The sequence below is a fragment of the Mycolicibacterium neoaurum ATCC 25795 genome (assembly GCF_000691525.1).
Taxonomy (GTDB): Bacteria; Actinomycetota; Actinomycetes; order Mycobacteriales; family Mycobacteriaceae; genus Mycobacterium; species Mycobacterium neoaurum.
Genome location: NZ_JMDW01000003.1, coordinates 189,669 through 205,328 on the forward strand (window position 1 = coordinate 189,669; position 15,660 = coordinate 205,328).

The window sequence follows — 15,660 nt, forward strand, 5'->3', positions numbered from 1 at the left end:
CCCGGTCTCGCCACCGCGCGTAGTACCTGCCACAATGTCGGGTGTGGCAGACAAGAAGAACCAATACGTAGACAACGGCTGGCCCGAGGTGGCCGAGGGTGACCACGCGGTCAGCGAGCTCGTCAGCGACCGCACCGGATCGCTGTCCCCGTTCGGCGACGTCACCTTCCCACTGCCGGCCGAGGAACTGCCGTACGTCCACCCGGTCACCGTCGTCAACAAGTAGCGGTGAGCGGCCTTTCGCACCTCGACGAGGCCGGCGCGGCGCACATGGTCGACGTGACGGCCAAGTCCGCGACCAAGCGCACGGCCGTCGCTCAGGGGAGCGTGCACACCCGGGCCGATGTCATCGAACTGATCGCCACGGGTGGGCTGCCCAAGGGTGATGCGCTCCCCACCGCGCGGGTGGCCGGCATCATGGCGGCCAAACGCACCAGCGATCTCATCCCGCTCTGTCATCAACTGGCTCTGACCGGTGTCGACGTCGAATTCGGCATCGGGGCAACGGAAGTGACCATCACCGCGACCGTCCGCACCACCGACCGCACCGGCGTGGAGATGGAGGCGCTGACGGCGGTCAGCATCGCGGCGCTCACCGTCTACGACATGATCAAGGCCGTCGATCCCGCCGCCCGCATCGACGACGTGCACGTGCTGCGCAAAGAGGGCGGCAAAACGGGTACCTGGACCCCATGAGGACCGCGCGGGTCATCATCGCTTCCACCAGGGCAGCGGCCGGCATCTACGAAGACCGCACCGGCCCGATCATCACGGCCTGGCTCGGCGCGCGTGGCTTCGCCGCCGGTGACCCGGTGGTGGTGGCCGACGGTGACGATGTGGAGACCGCACTGCGGCAGGCGCTGACGGATCAGGTCGCGCTGATCATCACCTCCGGCGGTACCGGCATCTCGCCGACGGACCGGACCGCCGATATCACCGCCGCCGTCGTGGACTATCAGATCCCCGGGCTGGCCGATGCGATTCGACGCTCGGGACTGCCGGCGGTACCGACATCGGTGCTGTCCCGCGGCGTCTGTGGGGTCAGTGGTTCGACGCTGATCGTGAACCTGCCCGGCTCGTCGGGCGGGGTGAAGGACGGCCTCGGCGTCCTTGGCGATGTGCTGGAGCACGCGCTGGACCAACTGGCCGGGGGTGACCATGGGCGCTGACGTCCTGCGGGTCGGGCTGTCCGAGGAACCGATCTCGCTGACCGACCACGAGGACCTGGTGGCGCACGCCGCAGCCGGCGCGGTGGTCGGGTTCGCCGGGGTGGTCCGCGACCATGACGGCGGGCGCACGGTCACGCGGCTGGAGTACTCGGCGCACCCGTCGGCGCTGGAGACCCTCACCGAGGTCGTGCACGAGGTCGCGGCGGGAGCGGAGGGCGTGCGTGCCGTGGCCGTGAGTCACCGCATCGGCAATCTGAGTATCGGCGATGCCGCCCTCGTGGTCGCGGTGGCCGCCGACCATCGCGGTGCGGCATTCGCGACGTGCGCGCGGATGGTCGACATCGTCAAGGAGCGGTTGCCGGTCTGGAAGCACCAGCACTTCGGCGACGGCACCGATGAATGGGTCAATTCGGCCTAGGCTCCGCGCGACACCCAGAACCGAAGAAGCCCGCAACCTTTCGGATGCGGGCTTCTCGACGTGCTGTGTCAGGGCAGCGGCGCGGGCGGGACCGGCGTGAGGACCGGTGCGCCCGGGGCCGGCGGCGGCAGCGGTGCGCCGGGGGTGGGCGGAGCCATCGGAACCTGCGGCCCGGGGGCCTCGCCGGCCAACGAGCGCTGCGTGGTGATCGCGAGCAGGGCGTCGCGGCCGGTGATCTGCTGCTGCTGCACCGCGTTCCAGATCTGGCGCAGGTAGCTGACGTTCGGGCCCTCGTTGGGAAGCGCAGTCGGATTGAGGGTGGTTCCCGGCGGCAGGTTCTCCGGGCTGACCAGGTGCGGCACACCCTCGGCCGGGACGGCTTGATCGGCGGAGACGGGCTGGGCGGCCGGATCCGAGGCGGGCGGTGCGACGGGCGCGCCGGGCACCGGTGCCGGGGCAGGCACGGGAGCCGGGATCACTGGCGCGGGCTCCATCGGCAGCGGGGCTTCCAGTGACCACAGCTGCGGCTGGTTGGGCGCGGACTCCGCGGTATCCCAGTTCGCGGCGTTGACGGCCGGGGCCGGCGGCAGCGGGGCGTCCAGCGGCAGGGCGTCGACCGGGGCGCCGGGCAGCGGCACGGCGGGGTCCACCGGAGCCTGCGGGGCAGGAGCGGAGAGCGCGACGGCATCGACAGGTGCCGGGGCCGGTGCGGGCGGCAGCGGTGCCGGGGCGGGGGGCAGCGGTGCCGGTGCGGCCAGCGGGACGGCGTCCACGGGTGCCGGCGGCAGCGGAGCAGCGGGGTCGATCGGTGCGGGCGGCAGAGGTACCGGCGCGCCGAGAGCGACGGCATCGACGGGGGCCGGTGCAGGAGGCAGCGGTGCCGGGGCGGGCGGCATGGGTGCCGGGGCGGCCAGCGGGACGGCGTCGACCGGGGCAGGGGGCAGCGGAGCGGGCGGGGGCGGCAGCGGTGCCGGCGGCAGGGGAGCGGCGAGCGCGTCGACCGGGGCCGGAGGCAGGGGAGCCGGGGGAAGCGGAGCGGGCGGGGGAGGCGGCAGCTGCGGATTCACCAACGGGTTGTCCAGCGGAGCCGGCTCGGGCAGGACGTTGCGCGGCGTCGGGCCCGACAGGCCACGACCGCAGGTGGGCCAGGCGCCCTTGCCCTGGCTGGCGAGGACCCGTTCGGCGACGGCGATCTGCTCTTCCTTGGTGGCCAGATAGGCGGCCGGGGCGAACTCCCCACCACCGTGACCGGCCCACGTGCTCGGCGAGAACTGCAATCCACCGTGGTAACCGTTACCGGTGTTGATCGCCCAGTTGCCACTGGACTCGCAGTTCGCGACGGTGTCCCACTCGGCATCGGTGGCGGCGCCGGCGTGACCGGCGAGTGCGATGCTGCCGCCGCCGATCACTGCACCCGTGAAGGCGATCTTCGCGACGCTTATTGACGATGACGTGGGCTTACGGTGCCGTCCACTCATAAAGCTAGAAGGTCCTCTCATCAGCGCCCACGAGGTCAGCTGTCGGGTTCGGGCTGGAGAGGTTGCCCGGCTCTGTCGTGGTGACCAGTGCTTCACCCCAAGGAACCTTGCGGTCCCTGGTCTGCTTGTTCGGCGGACCGGTGGGTCCCCCGCCTCCATCCAATTTGTTGGTGTGGTCCCTTGGCTGATGGATGGAGCTCGGCGCAATCAGTCAAGGCGGGCCAACCGATTTGGGTCGAAAGGCTTGGCAAGACGGTAGCCCGTGAACCTTGGAGCGTCATCTCCGTCGACTCTCGGCGTTTCCCGTGCTTAAGAACTATGAGAGGACATTAAAGGCGCAGGGAGCTCGGGCGTTTCCGCAGGTTTTTTCGGGACGCAAACCGCAGGTATACGGCTGTTGGCCCGTACGCTATGTGACGCAAATCACGGCTATCCGCCGGCGAAAGGGGGTAACACGTCGAGCGTCTCGGACGTTGAGAGCGGAACGTTTTTATCGCGTACCGCCACCCCATCGACAAGATACGAGCAGCGTGCGAGCACCTTGGCCAACTCGGGGCCGCGCGCGGCCAGTTCGGCGACGACGGAAAGCACGGTCGTCCCACCCGGTAGTCGCAACGTTTCGGTCTCGGTTCCCGCCGCCGCCCGCGCGGCCGCGAAGTACCTGACCTCTATCTCTATCTCGCTCATGGCTAGCCGCCGATGGCGCTCATCGGTCGTGCGGGCTGGATGAAGTCGGGGTCGTTGATGCCGTGTCCGGCCGCCTTCGCCCACATCGCCGACCGCCAGGCCGCCTCGATGTCGTCGTCGTCCGCGCCGTCGCGCAGCAGCCGGCGCAGGTCGGTCTCAGTCGTCGCAAACAGACAGTTGCGGATCTGGCCGTCGGCGGTCAGCCGGGTGCGATCACACGCCCCGCAGAACGACTCCGAGACCGAGGCGATGACGCCGACGGTCCCGTTACCGCCGTCCACCCGCCACAACTGCGCCGGTGCCGAGCCCCGCGGGCTGGCGTCGGGCCGCAGGTCGAAGTGTCGGCGCAGGGTGTCCAGGACCGTCTGACCGTCGATGGTCTTGGCACGCGACCATTCATGGCCGGCGTCCAGTGGCATCTGCTCGATCACCCGGAGTTGGTAGCCGTGGTCCAGGCAGAAGCGCAGCAGCGGCACCACATCGTCGAGGCCGGTGCGCGGATCGAGGACCGCGTTGACCTTGACCGGTCCCAGCCCGGCCTCGGCGGCGGCTGCCAGGCCTGCCAATACGTCATCGAGCCGGTCGCGACGGGTGATCTGGGCGAAATGCTCGGCGTTGACCGTGTCCAGCGAGACGTTCACCCGGTTCAGGCCGGCTTCCTTGAGTCCCTTCGCGCGCCGCTTGAGGCCGAGGCCGTTGGTGGTCACGGCGATCTCGGGGCGCGGATGCAATGCCGCCGCGGCGGCGATGGTGGCCTCCAGATCGCGGGACACCAGCGGCTCCCCGCCGGTGAACCGGATGCTGGTGATGCCGAGCCGTGTGACGGCGATACGCAGCAGGCGAGCCAGTTCGTCCGCGCGCAACAGCTGGTCGTCCGGCAACCAGTCCAGCCCCTCGGCGGGCATGCAATAGGTGCAGCGCAGATTGCAGCGGTCGGTCAGCGAGACGCGCAGATCCGTGGCGACGCGCCCGAAGGTGTCGACCAACGGGCCGCTGGTCGGCATGCCCGTGGTGTTGGGCCGGGTCGGCATGGGCAACCCGAGATTGGTCACCGTCACCGCGCGACCCCGGCGAATGGCTCGTCGGTCGGCACGATCTCCTTGCCCAGCGGCATCAGCGAGACCGGGATCAGCTTGAGCGTCGCGATGGCCAGGGGGATCCCGATGATGGTGATGGCGAAGGCGATCGCGGAGAGCACGTGACCTATCGCCAGCCAGATCCCGGCCACGATCAACCAGATGATGTTGCCGATGGCCGCGCCCGGACGCACGCCGGGCTTGTCGACGACCTTGTATCCGAACGGCCACAGGGCATAGACGCCGATGCGGAACGCGGCGAACCCGAACGGGATGGTGACGATCAGGACGAAGCAGATGATTCCGGCGAGGAAGTAGCCCAGTGCCAGCCAGAGCCCGCCGAAGATCAACCAGATGACGTTCAGGATCAGGCGCATGGTCTCCTCCGGGCTGTCCTCCCAGCCTACTTGTTAGGATCAAAGCCATTGCGTCCTGCGCAGGCGGGACGCATTAATTGTGTGATCTACCGAGTGAACGGGTGACAGCAGTGCCGACCGGCAAGGTGAAGTGGTACGACTCCGAGAAGGGTTTCGGCTTTCTCTCCCAGGAGGAGGGCGAGGACGTCTACGTGCGCTCCTCGGCGCTGCCCTCGGGTGTCGAGGGGCTCAAGGCCGGCCAGAAGGTCGAGTTCGGTATTGCCGCCGGCCGCCGCGGCCCGCAGGCACTGCAGGTCAAGCTCATCGATCCGCCGCCGAGCCTGTCTCGTACGCGCCGCGAGGCTGCCACCGTCGAGCACAAGCACACCCCGGACGAGCTGCACGGCATGATCGGTGACCTGATCACGCTGCTGGAGAGCACCATCCAGCCGGAGCTGCGCAAGGGTAAGTACCCCGACCGCAAGGTCGCTCGTCGGGTCTCCGAGGTCGTCAAGGCAGTGGCGCGCGAGCTCGACGCCTGAAACGTTCGCGCCGAGACTGCGGGTTTGGCGTAGATCCGCTGATTTGGCGCGACAAACCGTAGTTCGGGCGCGAAATTGGGAACACTGGAGCCATGAGCTATGTGAACCCCGAGGGTGAGTTCAGCCGCGACACCAAGTACATCGACACCCGCATCACCGCCGACGGTGCCGACGGCTATCCCGTCGAGCCGGGCCGCTATCGGCTGGTGGTGGCGCGGGCGTGCCCGTGGGCCAACCGCGCGATCATCGTGCGCCGGCTGCTGGGTCTGGAGGACGCGTTGTCCATCGGATTCTGCGGACCCACCCACGACGAGCGCAGCTGGACCTTCGACCTCGATCCGGACGGGGTCGATCCGGTGCTGGGCATCCACTATCTGCGCGATGCCTACAACAAGCGAATCCCGGATTACCCCAAGGGCGTCACGGTGCCCGCCATCGTCGACGTGCCCACCGGAGCGGTCGTCACCAACGACTTCCCGCAGATCACCTTGGACTTCTCCACCGAGTGGACGCAGTATCACCGCGAGGGTGCGCCCCAGCTCTACCCCGAACCGCTGCGCGATGAGATCGACGAGGTGGCCCAGCGCATCTACACCGAGGTCAACAACGGGGTCTACCGCTGCGGGTTCGCCGGATCCCAGGACGCCTACGAGAAGGCCTACGACCGGCTGTTCACCGCACTGGACTGGTTGACCCAAAGGCTCTCCGCGCAAAGATATCTCGTCGGCGACACCATCACCGAGGCCGATGTCCGGCTGTTCACCACCCTGGCTCGCTTCGATCCGGTCTACCACGGACACTTCAAGTGCAACCGGTCCAAGCTCTCCGAGATGCCGGTGCTGTGGGCCTATGCGCGGGATCTGTTCCAGACTCCGGGCTTCGGCGATACGACCGATTTCGTGCAGATCAAGCAGCACTACTACATCGTGCACACCGACATCAACCCGACCCGGGTCGTCCCGAAGGGGCCGGAGCTGGCCGGCTGGCTGACCCCACACGGCCGGGAAGCCCTGGGCGGCAGGCCATTCGGTGATGGCACACCGCCCGGGCCCACGCGCGAGGGCGAGCGGGTACCGGCCGGGCACACGGCCGGTCAGTGACCGGGGTAGTCCGACACCGATTCGGGATACTGCGCCGAGGGCTCCCACACCGTACGCACCGACCATTCGGCGTGTGGTAGCGGGAACTCGTTGCCGAACTCGTCACGCACCAGGGTGGGCAGCTGCACCACCACTCCGGTCAGCTTGCCGTACCGCGCGTCGATCGGCGGGATCGTCACCGCCGTCCTCGTATTCGGGCGGAACTCCTGCACGATCGCGGCATCGGCGCCCTCGTACGTGCGCGCCAACCACCACGGCGCCCGCGCGATCGCCGGCTCGACGGACAGCTGCAGCGCACTGCGCGAGGTGAGGGTGAGTTCGCCTGTGGTCTCCGGGTTCTCGCAATCGTCGAGATTGTCGACACTGCAGTAGAAGTACGGTCCGATGCGGACGGTCTCCCCGTGGGAGTAGGCGCTGATTCGCGGAAAGGGACTGTGTGGCTGCTTGCGCAGCTGCATCACCAGTGCGACGGTGCCTGCGGTGGCCACCAGCGCGACGATGGCGAGCGCTGCCAGGCCGCGCTTCATCGGTGGCTCCGGACGGTGGGATCGGGGGAGTTCAGGATGCCGCCTTCGGTTTCGGCCAGGACGGGACGGTTACCGCCCAATCCCGGGATGAGTGATGCGCCGTTGTAACTGACCAATGTCTGGGCGAGCCCCAGAATCAGTATGGCGGTGATGGTGGTGAAGCCCGCCCACAGTTCGGTGTAGATGAGCACACCGGTCGCCCCACCGAGCACCCAGGCCAGCTGCAGCACCGACTCGGAGCGGCCGAAAGCCGAGGCCCGCGATTCCTCGGGCAGGTCGTCCTGCAGCGATGCATCCAGCGATGCCTTCGCGATGGCACTGGATCCGGAGGTGATCAGTGTCGCCGCCGCGGCGACCAGTAGGTTGCCGGTGACCGCGGCCGCCAGTGCCGTTGCCGTCACGACGATGGCCGCCCGCACCACGAGCAGGGCGGGCCTACCGAGCTTGAGCCGCGCGGCGGTGAAGTTCCCGGCGAAGTTCCCGATCGCCGCCGCGGCGCCGATGAGGCCGAGGATGCGCAGCTGCTCCCAACCACCGGCGCCGTGGGCCTTGGCCACGAAGGCCGGATACAGGAACAGGAACCCGACCATCACCTTGATCGTGCAGTTTCCCCAGAGGCTGGTGATGATGTTGCGGCCCAGGGGTTGCCGGGCGGCACTGCGATCCGGACGCCTGCGCAGCTGATCGGTGCCGCCGTGATAGCTCAGCGTGGCGGGCACCTCACCGGTGGTCACCTCCACCCATTTGGGGATGCGCATGGCCAGGACGGCGCCGCCGACCGTCGCTGCGACGAGCACATACAGCGCGCCGGGTAGCTCGAACATGTTGAACAGATACTCCGAGCCCGCGGCGATACCGCCACCGATCATCGTCCCGAAGATGAGGCCGAATGTCGTCAGCCTGGAGTTCACCCGCACCAGGTCGATCGTCGGCGGCAGCACGCGCGGCGTCACCGCACTGCGCAACACGCTGAAAGACTTGGACAGCACCATCATTCCGAGCGCACACGGGTACAGCACCCAGGACGGGAAGCTGCCCGTCGCGCCGTCGTAGTTCGCGATGAGGATGATGACCAGCACGGTACGGGCGACGAACGAGCATGCCAGCGCCACGCGGCGGCCGTGCTGCAGACGGTCGAGAGCCGGGCCGATCAGCGGTGCGATCACCGCGAACGGCGCGATGGTGATCAACAGATACAGCGCGACCTTGCTCTTGCTCTCCCCGGAGGCCGCCGCGAAGAACAGGGTGTTGGCCAGCGCCACCGCCATCGCCGCGTCCACCGCGAAATTGGCCACCACCGGCCACGTCAGCGCCGTGAGGCCGGATTTGTCGGCACCGTCGGCGGTGGCGGCCCGGTGCACCAGGCCGTACATCCGCGATCCCATCTCGCGGCTGCGCTGGGCGGCGGCGCGGGTGACGGTGATGCGCTCGCCGCCGGCGGTGCTCCTGCGCGGTGGCGGATCGGTGCGCCGGTGCGAGGTGGTCTGATCGTCCAGTGGCGGCAGCCAGCGGTTGGCGCTCGGTGTCTGCTGCCTACGCTGCCGGGGCAGGTCGGCGTCGCTGGGATAGTTGGCCATGCCCGGGTGCTCGTCCGCCGAGGGTGGCCGCGGCGGGTGGTAGCGGGGATCCCGGGAAGACACGTGCTCGATTGTCCCTCACGACGTGCGCGTCCGCGTGCAGGCCACCGGTGTGGCTCCGACGGGCCGGGTCGGGCAATATGGACGCCGATGGACAGCATGACCGAAGCCGAGAACTCCGCCCCGGACACCGAGGTGTCGCCCGAGCGAGCGCCCGCCCTGGAAGCCTTGCTGATGGGCGCCGTGGGGCCTGCGCGCGAGGCGATCGAAGAGGTCAGCGGCCCGGACTCGATCGGTGAGTACCTCGGCGCGGTGTTCGACGACCAGACGGCGGCAACTCATCGCTTCCTCGCGGTGCAACCGGGCTATCAGGGATGGCAGTGGGCCGTGGTGGTCGCCGCCTACCCCGGGGCCGAGCACGTGACGATCAGCGAGGTCGTGTTGGTACCGGGTCCGACGGCCCTGCTCGCGCCGCAGTGGGTGCCCTGGGATGAACGCGTCCAGCCCGGCGATCTGAGCCCCGGCGACCTGTTGGCCACCCCGCCCGATGATCCCCGTTTGGTCCCCGGCTACCTGTCCAGCGGTGACCCCGAACTCGATGAGCTGGCCGGTGAGATCGGCCTCGGCCGACGTCGGGTGCTGAGCCTGGAGGGGCGTCTGGACGCAGCAGAGCGTTGGCATGAAGGCGAATTCGGTCCCGCGTCGGCGATGGCGCGGGCCACCAAGCGGGTCTGCCGGGAATGTGGTTTCTACGTGCAGTTGTCCGGGTCGCTAGGCACGCTGTTCGGGGTCTGCTGCAACGAGATGTCCGCCGACGGCCGCGTGGTCGAGAGCACGTACGGCTGCGGCGCGCATTCGGACACCCCGGTGCCCGCCGGGTCGGGCTCGCCGCTGTACGTGCCGTTCGACGACGGCGTGCTCGACCTGACCTGACCCGCGTCGCTCAGCCGCGTTCGGCGGCGGCCTTGATGCGCGAGAGCGTCTGATTCATGCCGTCGACCAATTCCTCTTCGAAGCTCGGTACACCACCCATCATGGCGTTGACCAGTACCGTCGACACCTTCTTGATGCCGTTGGGTGCGCGGCGGCTCTCGATGACCCGGGTTCCGCCCTCGATGGGCTCCAGCTCGTAGCTCCACTCGGTGCCGTTCAGGTCCACCCGGAACGCCAGCTTGCGCTCGGGCTCGATCGCGATGATGGTGCTGGTCGTCGGCCACGCCTGCAGACCTCGCCGGTTGACGTTCACCGTCTTGGCGCCGACCCGCATGCTGCCGAGCAACTTCATCTTGCGGGTCTGCGGACTCCATTCGGGCATCCGGCTCAGATCCGAGATCAGCGCCCACACCTTCGCCGGCGGGGCGTCGATATCGATCTGGGCTTGTAGCAGCGGGGCTCCCATGTACGTTGTGCTCCTTGTCAGGTGAGGCCCTGTTGCGCGCCGCGGTCGCCACGTCGGGCCGAGCGCCGTTGCAACAGGAAGATCGAGGTGCCGAGGACGCCGACGCCGAGGCCGGCCACTGTGATCGGCCGCCACTCGTGCAGGGCAGGGACGGTGAAGGCGAGCAACACCGCGATCAGCCAGGCGATCGCGATCACCACGATCACCGGGACCGGGTCGAGCAACCGCGCCGGCAAGGCGGGGGGTTGCGGTGCGGCGGCGGGGCTGTTGTCGGGCATCGGTTGACAACCTAGCCGATGCCCGCTGGGTATTGTTCGGACCTGTGACAGACGACGTCGACGCCCGGTTGCCGAGCGATCTGTCGTTGGCCGTGATCCGGTTGGCGCGCCAGCTACGGTTCCGTCGACCGGACTCTCCGGTGTCGTTGTCGCAGCTCTCCGCGTTGGCCACGCTGGCCAAAGAGGGTCCGATCACCCCTGGCGCGCTGGCTGCCCGGGAGCGGGTTCGACCGCCGTCCATGACCAGGGTGATCGCGTCGCTTGTCGACCTCGGATTCGTGAACCGCATCGCACACCCGGATGACCGGCGCCAGGTGCTGGTGTCGGTGTCGCCGGCCGGTATGGAGCTGATCGAGGCCGAACGCCGGGCCAGCCGGGAATGGCTTCAGCAGCGGCTCGACGAGCTGACCGCCGATGAGCGCGCCACTCTGCTGGCCGCCGCCGACCTGATGCTCGCCATCGTCGACGAGGGTGCCTGAGCTGGCCGACATCATCGATATCGCGGATCCGGCCGACCCTCGCCTTGACGATTTCCGCGATCTGAACAGTGTGGACCGCCGCCCGGACCTGCCCAGCGGCAAGGGCCTGGTGATCGCCGAGGGTGTGCTGGTGGTGCAGCGCATGATCGCCTCGCGGTTCCGGCCGAGGGCGATGCTGGGTACCGATCGGCGTCTCGGCGAACTGGCGGCCGATCTGGGTGGCGTGGACGTGCCGTTCTACCGCGCCGGCGCCGAGGTGATGGCCGAGGTGATCGGCTTTCATCTCAACCGCGGTGTGCTGGCCGCCGCACCCCGACCTGCCGAGCTGACCGTCGCGGAGGTGCTCGACGGCGCCCGCACCGTCGCGGTCCTGGAGGGTGTCAACGACCACGAGAATCTGGGTTCGATCTTCCGCAATGCCGCCGGCCTCGGGGTGGACGCCGTGCTCTTCGGCACGGGGTGCGCAGACCCGCTGTACCGGCGCGCGGTGCGGGTATCGATGGGGCATGCCCTGCTGGTGCCCTATGCGTGGGTGCCGGCCTGGCCCGCCGAGCTCGACACGCTGCGCGACAACGGGTTCCGGGTACTGGCGATGACGCCGAATCCGGCCGCGCCGACCCTCGCCTCGGCGATGGCGGAACTCGGCGACGCGAAGATCGCGATGATGGTCGGTGCCGAGGGGCCGGGGCTGAAGGAACACACGATGCGGGCCGCCGACATCAGGGTGCGTATCCCGATGTCACGTGGCACCGACTCCCTCAATGTGGCCACGGCTGCGGCGCTGGCCTTTTACGAGCGGGCTAGATTGCAGTCATGAGCGACGCTTGCGGAGCGAATCGATGGGCATGAGCGAGTCGACACCGTGGGGTACCGGGCTGACCGTGGCGGCGTTCGTCGCCGGTGTGGTCGGCACGGCCATCGTGGTGCTCGGGCTGGGTCTGTTGCGCATCCACCCGTTGCTCGCAGTCGGCCTCAACGCTGTGGCCGTCGGTGGGCTGGCCCCGACCGTCTGGGGTTGGCGCCGGATTCCGGTGCGGCGCTGGTTCGTTCTCGGCTCGGCGGTCGGGGTGTCCGTGGGCTGGGTCGTCCTGTTGGCGATCACCCTGTCCCAGTAAGGAATCCGTCAGGCCAACATCTGCAGCGCGGGCGGCAGCGGCCCCAGATGCAGCACCCCGAGCCGCTGGGTGGCCCGGGTGAGCGCCACGTACAACTCGGCCGCGCCGCGCGGCCCGTCGGCCAGGATCTGTTCGGGTGCCACCACCAAGACGGCGTCGAACTCCAGGCCCTTGGTGTTCGCGGCGGTCACCGTGCCGGGCATGCCGGGTGGTCCGATCACCACGCTGGTGCCCTCCCGCGTCGCCTCGTCATCCACGAAAGCCGCTATCGCCGAGTCGAGTTCGTCCTCGGAGACGTGTTTGGCCCACGGTGATACGCCACAGGAACGCACCGACTCGGGGGGTTGCACGGTCGGTGCGAACTCGGCGAGCACCGCGGCGGCGACGGCCATGATCTCGGCGGGGGTGCGGTAGTTGACCGTCAGTGGCCGGTACACCCAGCGGTCGGCAGCGTAGGGCTTGAGCATCTTCGCCCACGAGGTGGCGCCCGCCGCACTGCGACGCTGCGCCAGGTCGCCGACGATGGTGAACGACCGACTCGGGCAGCGGCGCATGAGCACCCGCCAATCCATCTCGGAAAGCTCCTGCGCCTCGTCGACGACGATGTGCCGGTAGGTCCATTCGCGGTCGGCCGCGGCCCGTTCGGCGAGATCGCGGGTGTCGCGTTCGGTGAACCGGTCGGCCAATTCCTCGGCGTCGATCAGGTCCGCGGCGATCAGGTGGTCCTCATCGTCCATCAGGTCTTCACGGGCCACCATCAGATCCAGCACGCCCGCGGCGTAGGCCTGTTCCTCCTGGCGTTCCCGTTCGGCGGCCTTGTCGACCTTGATACCGCCCAGCAAGTCGACCAATTCATCGAGCAACGGAACATCGGCGACCGTCCACGCGGCACCGTCGGCGCGGTAGAGCGCCTGGTCGGCACCGGCGGCGGTGAGCCGCTCCGGGGACTCGTAGAGACCCGACAGCAGCGCCTGCGGGGTCAGCTCGGGCCACAGCTGATTCAACGCCTTGGCCAGACCCTCGTGGTCGTCGAGTTCGTCGAGCAGCTCGGAGCGCAGATGCTCCCAGGCCTGCTTGTCCTCGCGGCTCAGCCAGCCCTTGCCGATCCGCGCGATCGCCCGCTCGGTCAGCACCCAGGTGATGACGTCGACGAAGGTGGTGCGGGCATCATTGTGCGGTAGCCCCGTCTCGCGTGCCTCTTGGATGGCCCACTCCGCGGTCTCGGCGTTGATGGCCACCGTGACATCCGCCAGCTTGATCTCCAGCGGCTCCTCGGGGGTGCGCTGCCGGTCGGCGATCGCGGCTTTCAGGATGTCCAGCATTTTCAGCGAGCCCTTGATTCGGGCGGCATCGGGGTTGTCCTCGGCGGTGGTGCGGATGCCGGGGAACAGCTCGCCGGTGGTCAGGAACACCACATTGGTTTCGCCGAGGGAGGGCAGTACCCGGCCGACGTGGTTGAGGAACGCCGGGCTCGGGCCGATGACCAGGACGCCGTGGCGCTCCATCCGCTCCCGCTGCGTGTAGAGCAGGTAGGCGACGCGATGCAGTGCAACGACGGTCTTGCCGGTGCCCGGCCCGCCCTCGATGACCAGAACACCGGGATGATCCAGCCGGATGATCTCGTCCTGCTCGGCCTGGATGGTGGCGACGATATCGCTCATGCCCTCGGCGCGCGGTGCGTTGACCGCGGCCAGCAGCGCGGCATCGCTGGATGCTTCCAGTGCGCCGTCGTCCCCGGGCCTGCCCAGCACCTCGTCGGTGAAGTCGAGGACATCGCGTCCCCTGGTGTGGAACTGGCGACGTCGGCGCATGCCCTCTGGGTGCGCGGCGGTCGCGACATAGAAGGCGCGGGCCGCAGGCGCGCGCCAATCCAGCAGCAGCGGTTCGTAATCGTTCTGGTTGTCGAACAATCCGATGCGACCGATGTAGGACCGCTCACCCTCGACGCTTTCCAGTTGGCCGAAGCACAACCCGCTGTCGGCCACGTCGAGGCGGCTGACCTCACCGGCCAGCGCGCGCACATCGGCGTCACGCTGCACCAGCGTCGCACCGTCCTGCTTGTCGATATCGCCCCGAAGCGCGGCGCGATAACGCTCATCGGCGCGTGCGCGCTCGTTGTCCAGGCGTGCGTAGAGAGCGGCGACGTACTCGCGCTCGGCGAGCAGTTCCGTTTCGTACTCGTGGGAAGTCATGTGCCCCTTGTTGATTCGAATCGTCTCTGTCGTGCGTCGAGCAGCATCGCCGCGGCGGTGTCCGCCCCGTCGGTGGCGATGGTGGGGGCCAGGGCGCTCGCGCGGGTGCGTATCTCGGGCTGCAGTACCAGCCTAAGCGCTTCGGCGAGCGTGTTCACCGTCGGCGCAGGGCCGTCATGGGCGGCGCCGATCCCCAGCTCGGCGACGCGACGGGCGAAGTACGGCTGGTCGACGATCTGCGGCACCACCACCTGCGGGACACCGGCCGCCGCGGCCGTGGTGGTGGTACCCGCACCGCCGTGATGGATGACCGCCGCGACGCGGCCGAACAGCGCCTGCTGATTGACCTCGCCGATCACGAAGCAGTCCGCGGCGGAGCTGGTCAGGCCGGCCCATCCGCTGCCCAGGATGATGCGCCGGCCGTGGCTGCGGATGGCCTCGATGGCGGTGCGGGCGGCATCCTCGGGCGCGGTCACGCTGCCGAATCCGGCGTAGACCGGAGGAGGGCCGGCCGCCAGGAAGTCTTTGAGGTCGGGTGGCAGCGGGCGCCTGTCCACTCCGATCCAGGCGCCAGTCTGGATCGGAGTGATGTTCGGTGCCGGTGGCCAGGGACTGATCACCGGGTCGACGGCCAACCACGGGGTGTCGGTGAATGTGTGATCGCGGACGTCGGTGACGGCATCGAGGCCGGCCCTCGCGCGGTGCTCGTTGAGTGCCGGTCCGTAGAGGACCTGGACCTTTTCGGCGTCCAGCTCCCACAGCCGGGCGTTGTCGGTCAGGTCCTCGGGGAACGGCTTACCGGGCCGCGGCAACGGACGGTGATGCGGTGACGGCAGCACGTGCGGGGTCAACACCGCGCAGATGTACGGAATTCCGATCAGTTCGGCCACCGAACGCATACCTGCCGGCATCAGGCCGGTCCCGATGATGGCATCGCACCGCTTGGCGATCCGCAGCGTGCCGAACTGGGTGGCGACCAGTTCCGCGGCCAGCGCGGGCGCGTCCGCGTGGGTGGCCTTGCGGACGTGCACCAGTTCGTGCACCGACGGGCCGGTGGGCACGTGCTCCATGCCGTTGGCCGCGAGCAGATCCGCGAAGTCCGGAGGTGCGCAGAAGACGGCTTCGGCGCCTCGGTCGCGCAGCGCGATGGCCAACGCGAGCAGCGGCTCGATATCTCCGCGCGACCCGAATGTGTAGAGCAAAACTCGCACTGTTCCCCCTGAATTGTGTTCGAGGACAGTGATTCTGCGGCATACCCCGGGCCTTG

General features: G+C 68.8%; 20 protein-coding genes and 1 riboswitch. Of the genes, 10 read left to right on the forward strand and 10 right to left on the reverse strand.

What is annotated here, in order from left to right; translation table 11 throughout:
- Positions 1-34: 34 nt before the first annotated feature.
- The 4 genes from IC40_RS0102790 to IC40_RS0102805 are packed head-to-tail and all read left to right on the forward strand — an operon-like array spanning position 35 to position 1,587.
- Positions 35-226, forward strand: a complete 192-nt coding sequence (locus IC40_RS0102790) for a hypothetical protein (protein WP_019511177.1) — start codon at positions 35-37, stop codon at positions 224-226.
- 44 nt (positions 227-270) lie between these two features.
- Positions 271-696, forward strand: a complete 426-nt coding sequence (gene moaC, locus IC40_RS0102795) for a cyclic pyranopterin monophosphate synthase MoaC (protein ID WP_042509905.1) — start codon at positions 271-273, stop codon at positions 694-696.
- Entirely contained in the window at positions 693-1,169 is a 477-nt protein-coding gene (locus IC40_RS0102800; RefSeq protein WP_030133243.1) for a MogA/MoaB family molybdenum cofactor biosynthesis protein, read from the forward strand. The genes moaC and IC40_RS0102800 overlap by 4 nt, the downstream gene beginning before the upstream one ends.
- Positions 1,159-1,587, forward strand: coding sequence for a molybdenum cofactor biosynthesis protein MoaE (locus tag IC40_RS0102805; RefSeq protein ID WP_030133244.1), 429 nt, complete (start codon positions 1,159-1,161; stop codon positions 1,585-1,587). Before IC40_RS0102800 ends, IC40_RS0102805 begins: the two co-directional genes overlap by 11 nt.
- Positions 1,588-1,655: 68 nt before the next feature.
- Here IC40_RS0102805 and IC40_RS0102810 read toward each other — a convergent pair whose 3' ends face one another.
- The 4 genes from IC40_RS0102810 to IC40_RS0102825 all read right to left on the reverse strand — a co-directional run bounded on the left by IC40_RS0102810 (position 1,656) and on the right by IC40_RS0102825 (position 5,205).
- Complete coding sequence (locus IC40_RS0102810) at positions 1,656-3,065, reverse strand: transglycosylase family protein (protein WP_030133245.1); 1,410 nt, start codon at positions 3,063-3,065, stop codon at positions 1,656-1,658.
- Between the two features lie 9 nt (positions 3,066-3,074).
- Positions 3,075-3,248, reverse strand: a riboswitch (cyclic di-AMP (ydaO/yuaA leader).
- A 246-nt stretch (positions 3,249-3,494) separates the two neighbouring features.
- Complete coding sequence (locus IC40_RS0102815) at positions 3,495-3,752, reverse strand: MoaD/ThiS family protein (RefSeq protein WP_030133246.1); 258 nt, start codon at positions 3,750-3,752, stop codon at positions 3,495-3,497.
- Positions 3,753-3,754: 2 nt separating this feature from the next.
- Positions 3,755-4,810 (reverse strand): GTP 3',8-cyclase MoaA, encoded by a 1,056-nt coding sequence (gene moaA / locus IC40_RS0102820; protein WP_030133247.1) that lies wholly within the window; start codon positions 4,808-4,810, stop codon positions 3,755-3,757.
- Positions 4,807-5,205 carry a YccF domain-containing protein gene (locus IC40_RS0102825; protein ID WP_030133248.1) on the reverse strand — a complete coding sequence of 133 codons (399 nt, stop codon included), beginning with the start codon at positions 5,203-5,205 and terminating at the stop codon, positions 4,807-4,809. Before IC40_RS0102825 ends, moaA begins: the two co-directional genes overlap by 4 nt.
- Positions 5,206-5,315: 110 nt before the next feature.
- On the opposite strand from IC40_RS0102825, the gene IC40_RS0102830 reads away from it, so the two are divergent.
- Together IC40_RS0102830 and IC40_RS0102835 are read left to right on the forward strand one after the other, a co-directional pair.
- Entirely contained in the window at positions 5,316-5,726 is a 411-nt protein-coding gene (locus IC40_RS0102830) for a cold-shock protein (protein ID WP_030133249.1), read from the forward strand.
- 92 nt (positions 5,727-5,818) lie between these two features.
- Positions 5,819-6,826, forward strand: coding sequence for a glutathione S-transferase family protein (locus IC40_RS0102835; protein WP_030133250.1), 1,008 nt, complete (start codon positions 5,819-5,821; stop codon positions 6,824-6,826).
- On the opposite strand, the gene IC40_RS0102840 is transcribed toward IC40_RS0102835, so the two are convergent.
- Positions 6,820-7,353: a DUF2771 domain-containing protein gene (locus tag IC40_RS0102840; RefSeq protein ID WP_030133251.1), complete on the reverse strand. Its 534-nt coding sequence runs from the start codon at positions 7,351-7,353 to the stop codon at positions 6,820-6,822. The two genes, IC40_RS0102835 and IC40_RS0102840, sit on opposite strands and share 7 nt — an antisense overlap.
- Complete coding sequence (locus tag IC40_RS0102845) at positions 7,350-8,930, reverse strand: MFS transporter (protein ID WP_030133252.1); 1,581 nt, start codon at positions 8,928-8,930, stop codon at positions 7,350-7,352. The genes IC40_RS0102840 and IC40_RS0102845 overlap by 4 nt, the downstream gene beginning before the upstream one ends.
- Positions 8,931-9,080: 150 nt before the next feature.
- Between IC40_RS0102845 and IC40_RS0102850 the strand changes: the two genes are divergently transcribed.
- Entirely contained in the window at positions 9,081-9,863 is a 783-nt protein-coding gene (locus IC40_RS0102850) for a DUF3027 domain-containing protein (protein WP_030133253.1), read from the forward strand.
- 10 nt (positions 9,864-9,873) lie between these two features.
- Here the strand turns inward: IC40_RS0102850 and IC40_RS0102855 are convergent, their stop codons facing one another.
- Together IC40_RS0102855 and IC40_RS0102860 are read right to left on the reverse strand one after the other, a co-directional pair.
- Positions 9,874-10,329: an SRPBCC family protein gene (locus tag IC40_RS0102855; protein WP_030133254.1), complete on the reverse strand. Its 456-nt coding sequence runs from the start codon at positions 10,327-10,329 to the stop codon at positions 9,874-9,876.
- A 17-nt stretch (positions 10,330-10,346) separates the two neighbouring features.
- Positions 10,347-10,607 carry a DUF2530 domain-containing protein gene (locus tag IC40_RS0102860; RefSeq protein ID WP_030133255.1) on the reverse strand — a complete coding sequence of 87 codons (261 nt, stop codon included), beginning with the start codon at positions 10,605-10,607 and terminating at the stop codon, positions 10,347-10,349.
- A gap of 44 nt (positions 10,608-10,651) precedes the next feature.
- Here IC40_RS0102860 and IC40_RS0102865 point away from each other — a divergent pair, with 44 nt between their 5' ends.
- From IC40_RS0102865 to IC40_RS0102875, 3 genes are read left to right on the forward strand one after another with little or no spacing between them, the layout of a single operon-like run.
- Entirely contained in the window at positions 10,652-11,086 is a 435-nt protein-coding gene (locus IC40_RS0102865; RefSeq protein ID WP_030133256.1) for an Rv0880 family HTH-type transcriptional regulator, read from the forward strand.
- Entirely contained in the window at positions 11,079-11,903 is an 825-nt protein-coding gene (locus IC40_RS0102870; RefSeq protein WP_030133257.1) for a TrmH family RNA methyltransferase, read from the forward strand. The genes IC40_RS0102865 and IC40_RS0102870 overlap by 8 nt, the downstream gene beginning before the upstream one ends.
- Positions 11,904-11,931: 28 nt before the next feature.
- The gene (locus IC40_RS0102875) at positions 11,932-12,201 is read left to right on the forward strand and encodes a DUF2537 domain-containing protein (RefSeq protein WP_030133488.1); all 270 of its coding nucleotides are present in this window, start codon (positions 11,932-11,934) and stop codon (positions 12,199-12,201) included.
- A gap of 8 nt (positions 12,202-12,209) precedes the next feature.
- Here the strand turns inward: IC40_RS0102875 and helR are convergent, their stop codons facing one another.
- Both helR and IC40_RS0102885 read right to left on the reverse strand, forming a co-directional pair.
- Positions 12,210-14,393, reverse strand: a complete 2,184-nt coding sequence (gene helR, locus IC40_RS26380) for an RNA polymerase recycling motor ATPase HelR (RefSeq protein ID WP_036469221.1) — start codon at positions 14,391-14,393, stop codon at positions 12,210-12,212.
- Entirely contained in the window at positions 14,390-15,604 is a 1,215-nt protein-coding gene (locus tag IC40_RS0102885; protein WP_030133258.1) for a glycosyltransferase, read from the reverse strand. Before IC40_RS0102885 ends, helR begins: the two co-directional genes overlap by 4 nt.
- Positions 15,605-15,660: the final 56 nt, after the last annotated feature.

What these genes read in the sequence shown, in the direction of transcription:
- IC40_RS0102800 (WP_030133243.1), top strand. Translation starts at nt 693, where the DNA reads ATGAGGACCGCGCGGGTCATCATCGCTTCCACCAGGGCAGCGGCCGGC.
- IC40_RS0102860 (WP_030133255.1), bottom strand. Translation starts at nt 10,607, where the DNA reads ATGCCCGACAACAGCCCCGCCGCCGCACCGCAACCCCCCGCCTTGCCG.
- helR (WP_036469221.1), bottom strand. Translation starts at nt 14,393, where the DNA reads ATGACTTCCCACGAGTACGAAACGGAACTGCTCGCCGAGCGCGAGTAC.
- IC40_RS0102855 (WP_030133254.1), bottom strand. Translation starts at nt 10,329, where the DNA reads ATGGGAGCCCCGCTGCTACAAGCCCAGATCGATATCGACGCCCCGCCG.
- IC40_RS0102850 (WP_030133253.1), top strand. Translation starts at nt 9,081, where the DNA reads ATGGACAGCATGACCGAAGCCGAGAACTCCGCCCCGGACACCGAGGTG.
- IC40_RS0102825 (WP_030133248.1), bottom strand. Translation starts at nt 5,205, where the DNA reads ATGCGCCTGATCCTGAACGTCATCTGGTTGATCTTCGGCGGGCTCTGG.
- IC40_RS0102790 (WP_019511177.1), top strand. Translation starts at nt 35, where the DNA reads ATGTCGGGTGTGGCAGACAAGAAGAACCAATACGTAGACAACGGCTGG.
- IC40_RS0102805 (WP_030133244.1), top strand. Translation starts at nt 1,159, where the DNA reads ATGGGCGCTGACGTCCTGCGGGTCGGGCTGTCCGAGGAACCGATCTCG.
- IC40_RS0102875 (WP_030133488.1), top strand. Translation starts at nt 11,932, where the DNA reads ATGAGCGAGTCGACACCGTGGGGTACCGGGCTGACCGTGGCGGCGTTC.
- IC40_RS0102845 (WP_030133252.1), bottom strand. Translation starts at nt 8,930, where the DNA reads ATGGCCAACTATCCCAGCGACGCCGACCTGCCCCGGCAGCGTAGGCAG.
- IC40_RS0102840 (WP_030133251.1), bottom strand. Translation starts at nt 7,353, where the DNA reads ATGAAGCGCGGCCTGGCAGCGCTCGCCATCGTCGCGCTGGTGGCCACC.
- IC40_RS0102810 (WP_030133245.1), bottom strand. Translation starts at nt 3,065, where the DNA reads ATGAGTGGACGGCACCGTAAGCCCACGTCATCGTCAATAAGCGTCGCG.
- IC40_RS0102815 (WP_030133246.1), bottom strand. Translation starts at nt 3,752, where the DNA reads ATGAGCGAGATAGAGATAGAGGTCAGGTACTTCGCGGCCGCGCGGGCG.
- IC40_RS0102835 (WP_030133250.1), top strand. Translation starts at nt 5,819, where the DNA reads ATGAGCTATGTGAACCCCGAGGGTGAGTTCAGCCGCGACACCAAGTAC.
- moaC (WP_042509905.1), top strand. Translation starts at nt 271, where the DNA reads ATGGTCGACGTGACGGCCAAGTCCGCGACCAAGCGCACGGCCGTCGCT.